At 70.9% G+C, this 16,427-nt stretch carries 15 protein-coding genes; 10 read left to right on the forward strand and 5 right to left on the reverse strand.

Annotated features, from left to right (window positions below; genetic code table 11):
• Positions 1–128: 128 nt before the first annotated feature.
• Positions 129–926 (reverse strand): hypothetical protein, encoded by a 798-nt coding sequence (locus tag ACFXI3_RS44640; protein WP_378408115.1) that lies wholly within the window; start codon positions 924–926, stop codon positions 129–131.
• Between the two features lie 100 nt (positions 927–1,026).
• Between ACFXI3_RS44640 and ACFXI3_RS44645 the strand changes: the two genes are divergently transcribed.
• Entirely contained in the window at positions 1,027–2,424 is a 1,398-nt protein-coding gene (locus ACFXI3_RS44645; protein WP_344274094.1) for an ATP-binding protein, read from the forward strand.
• Positions 2,424–4,382 carry a hypothetical protein gene (locus ACFXI3_RS44650; protein WP_378408117.1) on the forward strand — a complete coding sequence of 653 codons (1,959 nt, stop codon included), beginning with the start codon at positions 2,424–2,426 and terminating at the stop codon, positions 4,380–4,382. The genes ACFXI3_RS44645 and ACFXI3_RS44650 overlap by 1 nt, the downstream gene beginning before the upstream one ends.
• Before the next feature lie 69 nt (positions 4,383–4,451).
• Here the strand turns inward: ACFXI3_RS44650 and ACFXI3_RS44655 are convergent, their stop codons facing one another.
• Positions 4,452–5,765 (reverse strand): cytochrome P450, encoded by a 1,314-nt coding sequence (locus ACFXI3_RS44655; protein ID WP_378408131.1) that lies wholly within the window; start codon positions 5,763–5,765, stop codon positions 4,452–4,454.
• Positions 5,766–5,882: 117 nt separating this feature from the next.
• Between ACFXI3_RS44655 and ACFXI3_RS44660 the strand changes: the two genes are divergently transcribed.
• Positions 5,883–6,647, forward strand: a complete 765-nt coding sequence (locus ACFXI3_RS44660; protein ID WP_378408119.1) for a MerR family transcriptional regulator — start codon at positions 5,883–5,885, stop codon at positions 6,645–6,647.
• A gap of 82 nt (positions 6,648–6,729) precedes the next feature.
• The gene (mshC, locus tag ACFXI3_RS44665; RefSeq protein WP_344274103.1) at positions 6,730–7,968 is read left to right on the forward strand and encodes a cysteine--1-D-myo-inosityl 2-amino-2-deoxy-alpha-D-glucopyranoside ligase; all 1,239 of its coding nucleotides are present in this window, start codon (positions 6,730–6,732) and stop codon (positions 7,966–7,968) included.
• 55 nt (positions 7,969–8,023) lie between these two features.
• Here mshC and ACFXI3_RS44670 read toward each other — a convergent pair whose 3' ends face one another.
• Positions 8,024–9,649, reverse strand: coding sequence for an ABC-F family ATP-binding cassette domain-containing protein (locus tag ACFXI3_RS44670; protein ID WP_378408121.1), 1,626 nt, complete (start codon positions 9,647–9,649; stop codon positions 8,024–8,026).
• A 268-nt stretch (positions 9,650–9,917) separates the two neighbouring features.
• Here ACFXI3_RS44670 and ACFXI3_RS44675 point away from each other — a divergent pair, with 268 nt between their 5' ends.
• From ACFXI3_RS44675 to ACFXI3_RS44685, 3 genes are read left to right on the forward strand one after another with little or no spacing between them, the layout of a single operon-like run.
• A complete protein-coding gene (locus ACFXI3_RS44675; protein WP_378408123.1) occupies positions 9,918–10,514 on the forward strand; it encodes an ArsR/SmtB family transcription factor in 597 nt (198 codons plus the stop codon).
• Positions 10,511–11,767, forward strand: a complete 1,257-nt coding sequence (locus ACFXI3_RS44680; RefSeq protein ID WP_378408125.1) for an MFS transporter — start codon at positions 10,511–10,513, stop codon at positions 11,765–11,767. The genes ACFXI3_RS44675 and ACFXI3_RS44680 overlap by 4 nt, the downstream gene beginning before the upstream one ends.
• A complete protein-coding gene (locus ACFXI3_RS44685; RefSeq protein WP_344274114.1) occupies positions 11,731–12,561 on the forward strand; it encodes a metallophosphoesterase in 831 nt (276 codons plus the stop codon). The genes ACFXI3_RS44680 and ACFXI3_RS44685 overlap by 37 nt, the downstream gene beginning before the upstream one ends.
• 51 nt (positions 12,562–12,612) lie before the next feature.
• Here the strand turns inward: ACFXI3_RS44685 and ACFXI3_RS44690 are convergent, their stop codons facing one another.
• Positions 12,613–12,882, reverse strand: a complete 270-nt coding sequence (locus ACFXI3_RS44690) for a hypothetical protein (protein WP_350540118.1) — start codon at positions 12,880–12,882, stop codon at positions 12,613–12,615.
• 463 nt (positions 12,883–13,345) lie between these two features.
• Entirely contained in the window at positions 13,346–14,257 is a 912-nt protein-coding gene (locus ACFXI3_RS44695) for a PAC2 family protein (protein WP_378408127.1), read from the reverse strand.
• A gap of 151 nt (positions 14,258–14,408) precedes the next feature.
• Between ACFXI3_RS44695 and ACFXI3_RS44700 the strand changes: the two genes are divergently transcribed.
• From ACFXI3_RS44700 to hisG, 3 genes are all read left to right on the forward strand, one after another.
• Positions 14,409–15,095 (forward strand): HAD family hydrolase, encoded by a 687-nt coding sequence (locus ACFXI3_RS44700; protein ID WP_378408129.1) that lies wholly within the window; start codon positions 14,409–14,411, stop codon positions 15,093–15,095.
• A 64-nt stretch (positions 15,096–15,159) separates the two neighbouring features.
• Positions 15,160–15,423, forward strand: coding sequence for a phosphoribosyl-ATP diphosphatase (locus ACFXI3_RS44705; protein WP_027927607.1), 264 nt, complete (start codon positions 15,160–15,162; stop codon positions 15,421–15,423).
• Between the two features lie 35 nt (positions 15,424–15,458).
• Positions 15,459–16,304, forward strand: coding sequence for an ATP phosphoribosyltransferase (gene hisG, locus ACFXI3_RS44710; RefSeq protein ID WP_344274130.1), 846 nt, complete (start codon positions 15,459–15,461; stop codon positions 16,302–16,304).
• The last annotated feature ends 123 nt before the right edge of the window (positions 16,305–16,427 follow it).

Here is a 16,427-nt window from a genome sequence, read left to right on the forward strand (position 1 = left end):
GGTGCTTGTCAAGGCATCTTTCCCGCCTTGACAAGCACCCCCAGACCGTCAGGACAATCAAGCTTCGGGGTGCCCCACGCAACCAACGGACGCGATGTCGCCGCCAGGCGACGAGCAGTCACCCGGGACTAAGCCTGCCGATCCCCCTGCTCAGCGAACACCCGGACCGCCTCATTAACCGAAGCAGTACGAGCCCCCCGAACAGCCTCAGCCAACGGCCGCAACGCCTCGGCCCGCTGATTCACCGCCGAAGCCGACAACGCCCCGCCAGGGTCATCCGCCTGCGCCACAGCCAAAATCGCCGAAATCTCCTCAGCCCGCTGCAACACCCGCAGCGCCCGCCCAGGCGTCCCGGCAGGCCACTCGACCTGCGGCCGAGCCCGCAAATGCGCCGACAACTCCGCCCGGACCCCAGGCCGATCACTGGCCACGTCCAACGCCTGCAACGCCCCGGCGCTGGCCCGGATCGCATCCGTCAGCCCGTGCTCGGCATCCGCCAACGGCTGGTACTCCAACGAAACCGGCGCGGCGAGCGAATACACCGTCCACCGCATCAACCCTTCGGCGATCGGCTCCGGCACCAACCCGAACGCCAGCCCGCTCAACACCACAGCCTCGCCGCATCGCAACGCAGCCTCGGCGAACGGCCCTCCGCCGCCCAAGCCGCGGACATCGCCAGGAACCGGCAGCACGAGCTGGACACTCCCAGCACCCTGCGCCCGCAAAGCGAGCAGCAGCTGCACCGGAGTAGCCGCGCGATGGAACGCGAGCGGGAGATCGAACGCGTCAGCGGCGGTGGGATCAGCCGCGACCACGTCGTGGGCCTCGGCCCAGTCCTGCAGGGCATCGAGGACGTCGTCGGACGCCGCGGCCCCGTTCAGCCACGCGGAGGACCAGACGGCGAGGGTCGCACTGGGTCGGCACACGACTGCTGATTTTACCGGTTCCTCCCGGCTCCGCCGATCCCCGCCCGGCTGGAGCCGCTCCACATCGACGGATGCCGGAACGGTCAGTAGCGTCGAAGGGGTGAACGCTGTTCCCGACGCTCTTCCCCGTACTGCCGGCGAGCTTCGCGCCGCCGGATACGCCCCGCGCCCGATCGCGCGCGAGATCCACGACAACCTGCTCGCCGCGCTGCGCGAGGGCCGCGACGCCTGGCCCGGCATCGTCGGCTTCTCCCGCACCGTGCTGCCTCAGCTCGAACGCGCCCTGCTCGCCGGCCACGACGTCGTCCTGCTCGGCGAGCGCGGCCAGGGCAAGACCCGCCTGCTGCGCACGCTGGCCGGCCTGCTCGACGAGTGGACCCCGGTCATCGAGGGCTCCGAGCTGGGCGAACACCCGCTCGACCCGATCACGCCGGCCTCGATCCGCCGTGCCGCCGAACTCGGCGACGACCTGCCGGTGGCCTGGCGCCACCGCAGCGAGCGCTACACCGAAAAGCTGGCCACGCCGGACACGAGCGTGGGCGACCTGATCGGCGACGTCGACCCGGTCAAGGTCGCCGAGGGCCGCAGCCTCGGCGACCCGGAGACGATCCACTTCGGACTCGTGCCGCGCGCGCACCGCGGCATCGTCGCGATCAACGAGCTGCCCGACCTCGCCGAGCGGATCCAGGTCGCGCTGCTGAACGTCATGGAAGAACGCGACATCCAGGTCCGCGGCTACACGCTGCGGCTGCCGCTGGACGTCCTGCTCGTCGCGACCGCCAACCCCGAGGACTACACCAACCGCGGCCGCATCATCACGCCGCTGAAGGACCGCTTCGGCGCGGAAATCCGCACGCACTACCCGCTGGACGTCGAGTCCGAGGTCGCTGTCGTGCGCCAGGAGGCGAACCTCGTCGCGGAGGTCGGCGAGCCGCTGCTGGAGGTGCTGGCCCGGTTCGTGCGCAACCTGCGCGAGTCGCCGGTCATCGACCAGCGCTCCGGCGTCTCGGCCCGGTTCGCGGTGGCGGCGGCCGAAACCGTCGCGGCGGCCGCGCTGCGCCGGGCCGCGGTGACGGGGGAGGACCCGGCGGTCGCGCGTCCGGTCGATCTCGAAGCCGTGCCCGCCGTGCTGCGCGGCAAGGTCGAGTTCGAGCCCGGAGAGGAGGGTCGCGAGGTCGAGCACCTCGTGCACCTGATGCGCCGCGCGATCGCCGAAACCGCTCGCGAACGGTTCGCCGGGCTGGACCTGCGCCCGCTGTCCGACGCGGTCGCGGACGGGCACCTGGTCGCCACCGGCGAGCGCGTCCCCGGCTCGGAAGTCCTTGCGGCGCTGCCGGAACTGCCGGTGCTGCACGAGGTCGCCCAGCGGGCCGGAGTGTCCGCGGACGAACCGGCGGGCCGGATCGCGGCGGCGGTCGAACTGGCCCTGGAGTCGCTGTTCCTCGCCCGCAGGCTGGCGAAGGACTCCGACGACGGCACGACGGTGTACGGCGAATAATGCCGCTCTTACCGGAGGGATATTCCTACGGCCCGTGGCACGACGGGCCGGATCCGCTGGCCCCGCCCGCGGACCTGCGGGACGCGCTGGACGAGATCGGCCGCGAGGTCATGGGCGGTTCGTCGCCGCGTTCGGCGCTGGAGGAACTGCTCCGCCGCGGCACCGAACGCACCGCAGGTCTCGACGAGTTGACCCGCCAGCTGTGGCAGCGCCGTTCGCAGATCCAGCGGCGGCACCGGCTGGACGGCACGCTGCAGGAAGTCCAGCAGCTGCTGCAGGAAGCACTCCAAGCCGAGCGCCGGGAGCTGTTCCCAGACCCCGACGACGAGGCTCGCTTCCGCGAAGCGCAGCTAGACGCGTTGCCACCGGGCACCGCGGCGGCCGTCCGAGAGCTGAACGAGTACGACTGGCGCTCGGACGAAGCACGGCAGAAGTACGAGCAGATCCGCGACCTCCTCGGCCGCGAACTGCTGGACGCGCGGTTCCAGGGCATGAAGCAGGCGATGCAGAACGCCGGGCCCGAGGACGTCGAGCGGATCAACCAGATGCTCGGCGACCTCAACGCGCTGCTGTCCGCGCACGCCCAAGGCGCGAGCGACATCGGCGAACGCTTCAGCGAGTTCATGCGGCGCCACGGCGAGTTCTTCCCGGAGAACCCGCGGAACGTCGAGGAGCTCATCGACGTCCTCGCCTCCCGCGCCGCCGCCGCGCAGCGCATGCTGAACTCGATGTCCGAGGAGCAACGCGCCGAGCTGGCCGAGCTGTCGCAGCAAGCCTTCGGCGATCCGAGACTGGCTCAGCAACTGTCCGCTTTGGACTCCCAGCTCCGGGCCTTGCGGCCGGGGGAGGACTGGACGTCGTCCTCGCGCTTCCGCGGCCAAGACCCGCTGGGCCTCGGCGAAGGCGCGCAGGCGATGGCCGACCTGGCGGAACTGGACGCGTTGGCCGAACAACTGGGCCAGTCGTATCCAGGCGCCCGGCTGGAGGACATCGACCTCGAGGCGCTGGAACGCCAACTCGGTCCGGACGCGGGCGTCGACGCTCGCCGGCTGTCCGAATTGGAACGAGAACTGCGGCAGCAGGGCCTGTTCGAGCGCGCCGCTGACGGCACCTTGCGGTTGTCTCCCAAGGCATTGCGTCGACTGGGCGAGACCGCACTGTCCGATGTGGTCAATTCGCTGCGCGGCAAGACCGGGGAGCGCGAAACCGAATCCGCGGGCGCGGCAGGCGAACCAACCGGGTCGAGCCGTCCGTGGCGGTTCGGTGACATGCAACCGTGGGACGTCCCGCGGACGGTGCGCAACGCCGTGCTGCGCTCCACTGCGGTCGGGGCTGGGAGCGTGCGTCTCGATGTCGAGGACGTCGAGGTCATCGAGACCGAGCATCGCTCGCGAGCCGCGGTAGCGCTGCTGGTCGACACGTCGTGGTCGATGATCCAAGAGGGCCGCTGGCTGCCGATGAAGCGCACCGCGCTGGCCCTGCACCAGTTGATCAGCACCCGGTTCCGCAACGACGCCCTGCAGCTGATCACCTTCGGCCGCTACGCGATGCCGGTGGAACTGCCCGAACTGGTCGGCCTGGAAGGCACCTGGGAACAGGGAACCAACGCCCACCACGCGCTCCTGCTGGCCGGACGCCACCTGCGGCGCCACCCGGACGCCCAGCCGGTCGTCCTGATGGTCACCGACGGCGAGCCCACCGCGCATCTGGAACCGGACGGCGAAGCGGAGTTCTCCTATCCGCCGGAACCGGCGACCATCTACAAGACACTGTCCGAAGTGGACAGAATCGCCAAGCTGGGCGCTTCGGTCACCGTCTTCCGGCTGGGCGACGACCCGCGGCTGGAAGCGTTCGTGGACACCATCGCCCGCCGCTCCGGCGGCCGGGTAATCGCCCCGGATCTGGACGGCCTCGGCGCGGCAGTAGTAGGCGACTACCTCCGCACGCGCCGCCGCTGACCGCTTGAGTGAAAGTCCGTGAAGGGCTCCTTGAAGGAATCAGATTCCCCCAAGGAGCCCTTCACGGACCTACCGGCGGTGCACCAGGATCCGCGCGCCATCGCCGGGCACGAGCGTGATGTGGCGGGTCTTCACTTGCTCCGGGCGAGGGCTGGGCGCGCTGACCCGGTACCGCGCGAACAGCTCCCGCAGCACGATCGTCGCCTCCAGCAACGAGAATCCCGCCCCGAGACAGCGTCGCGCGCCGCCGCCGAACGGGAACCAGCTGCCGGCGGGCGGACCGCTGCCGAGGAACCGCGTCGGGTCGAACACCTCGGGCGACGGATGGTGCGCCGGGTCCGCGTGGATCAGCGAAATCGACGGCAGCACCATGTGCCCGGCCGGAACCGTGTACGGGCCGACCTGGACGTCCTTCGTGAGCTTCCGCGAAACCTCGGAGATGATCGGCCGCAGCCGCATCGCTTCCTTGGCAACGGCTTCCAGGTACTTCTCGTCGCCCTCGTCAGCCGCGCGGGCGGTCTCCGCGGCGGTCGCCGGGTCCCGGGCGAGCTCGTGCAGCGCCCAAGCCAGCGCGGTCGCCGTGGTCTCGTGCCCGGCCAGCAGCAACGTGATCAGCTGGTCGCGCAGTTCGAGGTCGCTGAGCTGATCCTCGCCGGGCACGCTCAGCAACCGGGACAGCACGTCGGTCCGCTCCGCCAGGTCCGGCGCCGCCCGCCGCTCCGCGATCTCCGCGTACAGCAGCTGGTCGACCCGCTGCTGCCGCTCCAGATTCCGCCGCCACGGCCCGAATTTCTGCAACGCCGGGCTGTGCCAGCCGAAAAGATCCAGCGCGCTGATGTCGATGACCTGCTCCAGCGCCACCCGCAACTCCGCCAGCCGCGGCCCGTCGGCCACCCCGAAAACGACCCGCAGAATCACTTCCAGCGTCAGCGCCCGCATCCGGTCGTGCACCCGGAACGCCCGGCCCTGCGGCCACCGCTCCAGCTCCGCGACCGTCAGCTCGGTGACCATGTCGCGATACCCGCGCATCGCCGCCCCGCTGAACGCGGGCATCAGCAGCTTCCGCGCCCGGCGGTGCTCTTCCTCGTCGGTGAGCAGTACCGAATGCGCGCCCAGCATGGGTTTGAGCACCATGTTGCCCTCGCCGGCGTGGAACGTCTCGACCGGACCGGAGAAGATCTCGCGGACCAGGTCGAGGTCCCCGATCAGCACCACCGAACGCTCCGGGTACAGCCGCAGCCGCACGACGTTTCCGTAGCGTCGTCGCAGCAGCGGCAGCAGGGCGTTGCGGAATGCGCCGAAAAGGACGGTTTGGACCGCCATCGGCAGCCGGGGACCAGGAGGAAGGGCGGAACGGGCGCGGATCGGCGTGCGCAGAGCCATGCTTTGTTCGTACTCGCGCCGGACCGCGCTGTCCACCAGACTTGACCCTCACGCGGCGTGAGGCGCGATCGTGGTTTCTCGCAAGGGCCGTTCGGCCGAAGAAACAGGGGGAGAGCGATGGGCTACCGGGTGGGCGAGGCGGCGGCGCTGGCCGGCGTCACCGTGCGCACGCTGCACCACTACGACGAGATCGGGCTGTTGTCGCCGAGCGGGCGCACGACGTCCGGCTACCGGCGCTACGACGACGCCGATCTCGACCGGCTGCAGCGGATCCTGCTCTACCGGGAGCTCGGCTTTCCCCTGGAGACGATCGCGTCCGTGCTCGCGGAGCCGGGAACCGACGCCGACGGCCACCTGAAACGGCAGCGGGAGCTGCTGGTGGCGCAGGCGGACCGGATCGAGCGCATGGTCGCGGCCGTCGACCGATTGCTGGAGGCGAGAGCCATGGGCAACACGTTGACGCCCGAGGAGAAGTTCGAAGTGTTCGGCGGATTCCAGGCGCCGGAGGGCTATTCGGAGGAGGCCGTGCGGCGCTGGGGCGGCTGCGCGGAGTGGAAGCAGACGCAGCTGCCGGAGACCAAGGAGGAGTGGGCGGAGGCGGAGCGGCAGCGGAAGGACTGGGTGAGCCGCCTGGTCGCGCTGATCGACGACGGCGTACCGGCGGACAGCCCGGCGGCGGCCGAGCTCGCCGAGGAGCACCGGGCGATGCTGTCCGCGGTGATGGGGGAGTGCGGGTACGCGATGCAGCAACGGATCGCGGCCCTGTACGCGGACGAGCCCGCGCAGCTGGCGTTCCTCGTCCGGGAGGACGAGCAGCGGCCTGGCATCGGGGCGTACGTCCGCGACGCCGTCCAGGCGAACGCCGCCCGGCAGCAGGCCTGATCCCCGGGGGTGGGAGAGACGGCGCGGCTGTCTCTCCCACCTCGTGGGAAAGCGGACGGACGTCACGCTTACAGTCGGAGGTATGCAGACTTGGTCCTCCGTCGCCGTGCCCCGGCTGCCCGGCACGCCCCGCCCCCTCCGGCTCCACGACACCGCGACCGGGCAGGTCCGTCCGACCGCACCCGGGGCCGCCGCCCGGATGTACGTCTGCGGCATCACCCCCTACGACGCCACCCACCTCGGGCACGCCGCCACCTACCTCGCGTTCGACCTGGTCAACCGGGTGTGGCGGGACAACGGGCACGAGGTGCACTACGTCCAGAACGTCACCGACATCGACGAGCCGCTGCTGGAGCGCGCGGCACGCGATTCGGACGACTGGATCGTGCTCGGCATGCGCGAGACGGCGCTGTTCCGCGAGGACATGGAGGCGCTGCGGGTGCTGCCGCCGCGCCAGTTCGTCGGCGCGGTCGAGGCGATCCCGGAGATCGTCGAGGTGATCGCGAAGCTGCTCGCCGACGGCAGCGCCTACCGCGCGGACGACGCCGAGTTCCCGGACGTCTACTTCGACCACAACGCGACCGGCCGGTTCGGCTACGAGTCGAACTACGACGCCGAGACCATGGCGAAGTTCTTCGCCGAGCGCGGCGGCGACCCGGACCGTCCCGGCAAGCGGCACCCGCTGGACGCGCTGCTGTGGCGCGTCGCGCGCGAGGGCGAGCCGTCGTGGGAGTCGGAGCTGGGCGCCGGGCGGCCTGGCTGGCACATCGAGTGCAGCGCGATCGCGGTGAACCGCCTCGGGCTCGGCTTCGACGTGCAGGGCGGCGGTTCCGACCTGATCTTCCCGCACCACGAGTACAGCGCGGCGCACGCCGAGGCGGTCGCCGCGGACCACCCGTTCGCCCGGCACTACGTGCACGCCGGGATGATCGGACTCGACGGCGAGAAGATGTCGAAGTCCCGCGGCAACCTGGTCTTCGTGTCGCGGCTGCGCGCCGACGGCATCGACCCGGCCGCGATCCGGCTGGCGCTGTTCGCTGGGCACTACCGCGAGGACCGGGCGTGGACCGGCCAGCTGCTGGTCGACGCGCAGGAGCGGCTGGCCCGCTGGCGCGAAGCGGTCTCGCTGCCGGCCGGACCCGACGCGGGGGACACCGTGGCGCGGCTGCGCGACCACCTCTCGGACGACCTGAACACGCCGCAGGCACTCACCGCGATCGACGCGTGGGTCACGTCGGCGCTGCGCCGCGACGGCACCGACCAGGCCGCGCCGGGCCTGATCAAGGAGGCCGTGGACGCCTTGCTGGGCATCGTTCTCTGACTTTGCGAGCGGGGCCGGACCGGCAGCGGTCCGGCCCCGCTAAATGTATAACGACCTATACATCCTGGCGATGGCCATCCGCCAGCGCCAGGTGGTCGCCTTCCCAGCGACGGCGCAACCACCGATCATGCGAAGCGAGGACGACCGCGCCCGGCGCGCTGTCGAGCGCTTCGGACAGTTCCTCGGCCAGGCTGAGCGACAGGTGGTTGGTCGGCTCGTCCAGCAACAGCACGTCCGGCGGCTCCGCGAGCAGCACAGCCAGCGCTAACCGGCGACGCTGACCCACGGAAAGCTCGCCGACCGGACGGTCGTGCTCCCTCGGCGGCAGCAACCCGAGCGTGGAGAGCGAAGGCGCCGCCTCGCCGGCCGCGGCGCGGTACACCTCCTGCGCGGTCCGCTTCGGCTGAGCGAACGTGACGTCCTGCTCCAGCAGCCCCACCCGCACGCCAGGTCCGAAGTGGACAGTCCCGGCCGACGGGGCCAGCTGACCGGCCAGCACGGACAGCAGGGTGGATTTCCCCGCCCCGTTGCCGCCGGTGACGAGGAGCCGCGCGGAGCGGTCCACGTCCAGCTCGTCCAACTGCACGCGACCTGGAACCGCGATGCCGCGCACCGAAACCGCCGGGCCTTCGCCGCCGGTGTCCGAGGTGAGCGTGGCCCGAAACTGCAGCGGCGCTGGCGGTTTGCGGACTTGCTCGCGCTCCAGCGTGTCGAGCTTGAGCTGAGCATTGCGGACTCGACGGGAAATCTGCTTCTGCACGCGACCGGTCTTGAAGTCGTAGAGCATCTTCGCGTTGTCGCGCGGCGCACGGTTGTGCGCGACGCGCCGAGCGGTGCCGTGCACGGATTCCCGCAGCTGCTTGAGTTCCTCCTGTTCTTCGGTGAACCGCTGCTCCCACCGCGCGCGTTCGGCCTTTTTCTGGCCGAGGTAGTCGGTGTAGCTGCCGCCGTAGCGCGTCGCGCCGCCGACGCGGCGGTCCGCCGGAACCGGGTCCAGGTCCACGATGTCCGTGCAGACCGCGTCGAGGAACACGCGATCGTGCGAGGACAGCACGACGACGCCGGTCAGTTCCGCGAGATGGTGCTCGAGGAACTCCATGGCGTTGTCGTCGAGGTAGTTGGTCGGCTCGTCGAGCAGCAGAATGCGCGGCCGCCGCACCAGCAGCGCGGCCAAGCCGAGCCGCGACCGCTGTCCGCCGGAGAGCGTGTGCAGCCGCCGCTCGTGCTTGATGTCGCCGAGTCCGAGACCTGCGAGGACGAGGTCCGCGCGCCGGTCCGCGTCCCAAAGGTCGTGCGCCTGCGCCCATTCCAGGACGTGGCCGTACTCGCTGAGCACCTCCGGGTCTTCGGGGCGCTCGGCGAGTACCGCGGCGAGCTTGTCGAGCGTCGCCGCCGCGGTGCGGATCTCGGCGAGCGCCTCGTCGAGAACGTCGGAAACCCTTGCGGTACCGGAGAACGGCAGTTCCTGGAACAGGAAGCCGAGATCGCCGTGCCGCACGACGTCGCCGCCGCGCGGGACTTCGAGCCCGGCCAGCAGCCGGAGCAAGGTGGATTTCCCGACCCCGTTTTCGCCGACGAGACCGATCCGCCTGCCGGGCGACGCGACGAGCGAGACGCCGTTGAGGACGGTGCGCGCGCCGTAGCCGAAGACGAGGTCGGAGGCGTGCAGGACAGTAGACATGAGTGATCACCGGGCCTTTGCGGTGGAGGCAAAAATCCCCGACGGGCAACGCGCGGCTTCCCGGGAGCAGGGCTCGACCGGGAGCGGCCTCGATGCGGGGAGGGCTCGGTTCAGCTGTCCATGATGGCCGGGAGCATAACGCGGGGCGCGCCCCGGCTGGCAAATGGTTTTTCCCGGAGCGATCGGCGGGCTTGACGCCGGGACCCCGGCCTGCAACTCTGAAAGAACAGTTTCGAAAGAAACCCTTCAGAGTTTGGACGGACCCCTGATGGCCGAAGTGCCTCCGCAGTTGCCCCCGCGCAAGCGGATCGACGACGTCGAGCTGCTGCGCGCGCTCGCGCATCCGCTGCGCTCGGCGCTGGTGCACCACCTGATGGCGGTCGGCCCGTCGACGGCCAGCGAATGCGCCGACGCGGTCGGCTCCACGGCGTCGAACTGCAGCTGGCATCTGCGCAAACTGGCGGAACACGGCCTGGTCGAGCGGGCCGAAGGCGGCGACGGGCGGGAACGGCCGTGGCGGGCCTGCCACGTCGGGCTGGTGCTCGGCCGCCCGGGCGGCGACCCGGCCCTCACCGCGGCGCAGCTCGCGGTCACCGGCACGGAGCTGGCCGAGGAGCAGGAGCTGACCCAGCGGTACCTCGACACGGTCGAGCAGTTGGACGAGGACTGGCGCGAGACCGGCGGATTCTTCTCCTACGGGCTGAACGCGACGCCAGCGGAAATCAACGCGCTGACGAAGGCGATCGACGACCTGATCCGGCCGTACGTCAGCACGATCCGCAAGGACGCACCCGCCGACGCCCGCGCGGTCTTCCTCGGGATGCGTGCCTTCCGCCGGATCGGGCACGACGGGAAACCGGCGTGAGACGGCTGCTGGCGGCACCGGGATTCGCCCGGCTCTGGGTCTCCGCCTTCTTCGGCGAGACCGCCGAATGGATGCTGCAGGTCGCGTTGCCGGTGTACCTGTTCGTGCGCACGGGCTCGGCGGTCACGACCGCGCTGAGCATCGTGCTCGGGCTGCTGCCGGCGGTGCTGCTGAGCCCGATCGCCGGGGTGGTCGCGGACCGATGGGACCGCCGCGTCGTCCTGGCCGTGGTGTGTGCCGGGCAGGCGCTCGTGGTGCTGCCGCTGCTGATCGGGACCGAACTGCCGGTCGCGGCGGTCTACGCGGTGATGGCCGCGCAGGCAGGGCTGGCCTCGGTGTTCGAACCCGCGCGCAGCGCGCTGGTCCCGGAACTGGTCGGCGTCGAGGACGTCACCTCGGCGAACGGGCTGATGAGCGTGAACGGCAGCGTCGCGCGGCTCGCGGGCGGCTGGGCCGGGGGAGCGCTGCTGGGATGGGGCGGGCTGGAGCGCGTGATCGTCGGCTACCTCGTCGCGCTCGCCGCGGCCGGGATGCTGCTCGCGTTCCCGTTCCGCCGGGCGACGGTCCGCAAGACCGTGCCCGAGCAGACGGATTGGCTCGCCGGGGTCCGCGATCTGGCGGGCAAGCGGCTCCGGCCGACGAGCGTGTCGGCGCTGCTGACCTCGCTCGCGCAGGGCATGTTCCTGGTGCTGTTCGTGGTGTTCGTGCTCGACATCCTCCGCGGCAGCGAGGCCGACGCCGGACTGTTGCGCGGGGTGCAGGCGATCGGCGGGCTGGCCGCCGGGTTCGCGGTGGCCACGCTGGCGCGCCGGGTCGCGCCGGTGCTGCTGCAGGGCTGGGGCCTGGTCGCCGCCGGGCTGATGTCGGTCGCGATCTGGAACCTGCCGGGCGCGACGACGGCGCTCGGGGTGTACATCGGGCTGTTCATGGCCGTCGGCGCGCCCGCCGTGGTGGCCGGCGCCGGGCTGCTGTCGCATGTCCAGGCGGAGACCGGCCCGGACCGGGCGGGACGGGTGCTGAGCACGGTGTACGCGCTGATGGCCGCGGGCACGGCGGCCGGTTCGCTGCTGGCCGGAGCGCTCCTCGCGGTGACCGGCCCGACAGTGCTGCTGAACGTGCAGGCAGGGCTTCACGTGAGCGCCGGGCTGGTCGTTCTGGGGTGGGGGAATGGGAGGTTCCGGCGTTCCCGGGCGCGGAAAGTCGTTACGGTGGAGAAGTGCCGTCTCTCTTCGCCACCAGCGACCTCCACGTGACCCACGAGGGCAACGGCCCGATCGTCGACGAGGTCGTGCCCGACGACCCCGGCGACTGGCTGCTCGTCGCCGGCGACGTCGCGGAGTCCGCCAAGGTCATCCGGGAGACGCTCGCGAAGCTGCGCGATCGGTTCGCGAAAGTCGTGTGGGTCCCGGGCAACCACGAGCTGTGGACCACACCGAACGACGAATGCCAGCTGCGCGGGCAGGCGCGGTACGAGTTCCTGGTGGAGCAGTGCCGCGAGATCGGCGTGCTCACTCCCGAGGACGAGTTCCCGGTGTGGGACTTCGGGCCGGAGCCGCTGACCATCGCGCCGCTGTTCGTGTTCTACGACTACAGCTGGCGCACGCCGGCGACCGAGGGCAAGACCCGCGAAGAGGCGCTCGCGCACGCCCGCGAGATCGGCGTCGTCTGCACCGACGAGTTCTACCTGCACCCGGATCCGTACGAATCGCGCGCGGCCTGGTGCGAGCAGCGGCTGAAGGTGAGCCGCGACCGGCTGGACGCGATCCCGGCGGACCGCCGCACGATCCTGATGTCGCACTGGCCGCTGCACCGGCACCCGACGAATCCGTTGTACTACCCCGATTTCGCGCTCTGGTGCGGCACCACGCAGACCGAGGACTGGCACCTGCGCTACCGCGCCGAGCTGGCCGTGTACGGGCATCTGCACATCCCGCGCACGACGTCCGCGGACGGGGTGCGGTTCGAGGAGGTGTCGCTCGGCTATCCGCGGGAGTGGCGGAAGCGGCCCCGGGGCGCGGTTCCGGTGCGGAAGCTGCTCACCGCCTGAGCGCCGGGACGCGATCGGCGCGCTCGCGTCCCGGCTCTGCTCAAGTGCGGATCAGTCGAACGAGAGCCGGCAGGCCGTCGCCGCGACCTGTGCCGGAACGTAGGCGCGGCGCAGGACCCAGTAGCACTCCTCGAACGAGCCGGCGTCGCACGCGTCGTGCGCGAGCCAGGGCTCGACGTCGTACTCGCCCACCGCGTAATCCATGCAGGCGCCGAAATCCTGCGCCGTCACCGGCGAAACCGGTGCCGCCGAGGCGGTCGCCGCCGACGCGGTGACCGCGCCCGCCGCGAGCACTGCCGCCGCTAGAGCCTTGCCGAACATTCTCGTACCTCCTGGTCCGCGCGACGTCGCTCGCGCCAGGCCAGTCAACGAGACGCGCTCGGCAGGGCACCAGAGCGGCGCGGCGTGCTCAGTCCACGGCGCAGGCGCCGTCATCCCGCCGGGCGGCCCAGGTGACTGTTCGTAGATCGGGAGCTACTGTGCGTTCCCTCTGCGGTGGCGCGCAGGGCACTGCTGCCCGGCAAGCCGCTGCCCGCGGGGCTGGCCGACCGCGAAACGGCGTTGAGGAACGCGAAAGGCGACTCGCCGTGGCCTCGGAGGCCTGGGCATTCCGCGCAGTCTTCGACCGCTGCCACTGTGCGTGACGGACAGGCTCGGCCGGGGCACGGTCGCCGACGGGAAGCCAACTGCCCGCCGTCGCCCGCTTCCTCGCCGCTCCGGCGCATCGCGGACGCGAAGCCGCCCGCGCGCGGGTCTTCCCGGCGCGGGCGCTTCACGAGGCCGGTCAGCGGAGGCCGAACCCGCCGTCCTGCCCGGGCCGGCGCCGCCGCAGGTACCGCTCGAACTCGGCGGCGATCTTGTCGCCCGAGACCTCCTCCATGGTGAAGTCGGTCTCGGCGTCGCCGCGTTCCTCGAGGCCGCGCACGTACTCGCTGATTTCCTCGTCCTCGTCGGCCATCTCGCTGACCGTCTGCTGCCATTCCTCGGCCTGCTCCGGCAGCGCGCCCAGCGGGATCTCGACGTCGAGGACGTCCTCCAGCTTGTGCAGCAGCGCCAGCGTGGCCTTCGGCGACGGCGGGTGCGAGACGTAGTGCGGCACCGCGGCCCAGATCGACACCGCCGGGATGCCGGCCTGCACGCAGTAGTCCTGCAGGATCCCGACGATCCCGGTCGGGCCCTGGTAGTTGCTCACCTCGAGCCGGTACTTGCTCGCGGTGTCCTTGTCGTAGGCCGTCCCGGTCACCGGGACCGGCCGGGTGTGCGCGGTGTCGGCCAGCAGGGCGCCCAGCGCGACCACCATCGACACGTCCAGCTCCTGGACGTGCTCCACGATCTCCGCGCAGAACTTCCGCCAGCGCATGTTCGGCTCCGGGCCCTGCACCAGCACGAGGTCGCGGTCGAAGCCCTCGGGACGGCACACCGACAGCCGCGTGGTCGGCCATTCGACCCGCCGGGTGATGCCGTCGACCATCTTCACCGTGGGGCGGCTGACCTGGAAGTCGTAGTAGTCGTCCGGCTCGAGTTCGGCCAGCGGGGTCGCGTCCCAGGTGAGCTGGAGGTGTTCGATCGCCTGACTGGCCGCGTCGCCCGCGTCGTTCCAGCCCTCGAAGGCCAAGATCATGATCGGGCGCGGGGCATCGGCGCGGTCCTGCTCCGGGTCGCCGGGCCGCGGGGTGTCGTCGACAGGCTCACTCACCTGACCAGCCTACGGCCTCGGGCACCTACGCTGCGCAGCGTGTCCGCCCCCGCGTGTCACGGGGCGGGTGTGGCCCCGCTCACGGCGGCCCGCGTGGGACGCTGGAGGCGAGCGCGCCCGGCCGGAGCGGCGCACCGGACAAGGAGAAACTGTGACTGCACCGTCCTCTTCGGACGGACTGGCGGCTGTCCTCTGGGACATGGACGGCACCCTCGTCGATTCCGAGAAACTGTGGGACGTCGCGCTGTACGAGGCCGCCGAGGCGCTCGGCGGCACGCTTTCGGAGGAGATCCGGATGACGCTCGTGGGGTCCAACATGGACGCCACCGCCACCGTGCTGCTCGAGCAGACCGGCCGCCCGGTCACCCCGGAAGCGGTCGCGGAAACGGGGGAGTGGATCCGCCGCCGCACCGCCGGGCTGTTCGACGACGCGCTGCCCTGGCGTCCGGGCGCGCGCGAGGCGCTGGCCGCGGTCCGCGCCGCCGGGATCAAGTCCGCGCTGGTCACCTCCACCGAACGCGCGCTGACCGAACTCGCGCTCGACACGATCGGGCGGGACTTCTTCGACGTCACGGTCTGCGGCGACGAGGTCGACGGCCAGAACAAACCCCTCCCGCGGCCGTACCTGAAGGCCGCCGGACTGCTCGGCGTGGCGCCAGGCCGGTGCGTCGCGGTCGAGGACTCCCCGCCCGGCGCGGAATCGGCCGAAAGCGCAGGCTGCACGGTGCTCGTGGTCCCCAACGACGTGCCCGTCCCGGACGGCCCGCGCCGGGTGTTCCGCACGTCGCTGGCCGGCGTCGGCGTGCCCGAACTGGCGGCGCTGCTGCCGTCGCTGTGACCTCGGCGGCATCCGGGTCACCCGGAACGGCGCGGACGAGCGCGGGATGAAAGGATCCGGCCTCGTGAAGACCTTCGATGAGCTGTTCGCGGAGCTTGCCGAGCGCGCGCGTACCCGTCCCGACGGGTCCGGCACCGTCGCCGCACTGGACGCCGGGGTGCACGCACAGGGCAAGAAGGTGCTCGAAGAGGCGGGCGAGGTGTGGATCGCCGCCGAGCACGAGTCCGACGACCGGCTGTCGGAAGAGATCTCGCAGCTGCTGTACCGGGTGCAGGTGCTCATGCTCGGCCGGGGAATCTCGACCGAGGACGTGTACCGCTACCTGTGACGCGCTCGCGCACCGGAGACCGAGGAGAGACCGAAATGCTGCGTGTTGCCGTGCCGAACAAGGGAGCCCTCGCCGCCGCTTCGGCGGAGATGCTTTCCGAGGCGGGCTACCGCAAGCGACATGACGGCAAGGACCTGACCGTCCTCGACCCGGTCAACGAGGTCGAGTTCTTCTTCCTCCGTCCCAAGGACATCGCCATCTACGTCGGCTCCGGCGAACTGGACCTCGGCATCACCGGGCGCGACCTCGCGCTCGATTCCGGGGCTCCGGTGGACGAGGTACTCGCGCTCGGGTTCGGGGCGTCCACGTTCCGGTACGCCGCGCCTGCGGGGCGGGACTGGAAACCTGCCGATTTGCACGGGAAGCGGCTTGCTACGTCGTATCCGCGGCTGGTTCGGGACGATCTTGCTCGGCATGGGGTCGAGGCTGAGGTGATTCGGCTCGACGGGGCGGTGGAGATCTCGATCCAGCTCGGGGTCGCGGATGCTATCGCGGACGTGGTCGAGTCCGGGCGGTCGTTGCGGCAGCACAATCTGGTGGCGTTCGGGGAGCCGATCTGTGCTTCCGAAGCGGTGTTGTTGCAGCGGGCTGGGAGTGACGGGTCTCGGGCTAAGTCGCAACTGGCGGCTCGGTTGCAGGGCGTGGTGTTCGCGCAGCATTACATGATGCTGGACTACGACTGCCCGCGGGAGATTTTGGAGCGGGCTATTTCGATTACGCCTGGGTTGGAGTCGCCTACTGTGGCTCCGTTGGCGGACGAGAAGTGGGTCGCGGTGCGGGCTATGGTGCCGCGCAAGGAAGTTAACCGGATTATGGATGAGTTGGCCGAGACCGGGGCCAAGGCTGTGTTGGCGTCGGACATTCGGTCCTGTCGGTTGTAGTCCTGTCGGTTGGAGCGGTCACCAGCTGTGTTTTTGGCGTCGGCTTCGCCGCCGCGTGCGGGATCGCTTTTAGCCGGCGTTTGGGGGCTCACCGGCGTGAGGGGCCTTCGGCCTGTCACGCCG

It is taken from the genome of Amycolatopsis sp. NPDC059235 (assembly GCF_042754125.1).
Lineage (GTDB): Bacteria > Actinomycetota > Actinomycetes > Mycobacteriales > Pseudonocardiaceae > Amycolatopsis > Amycolatopsis albidoflava.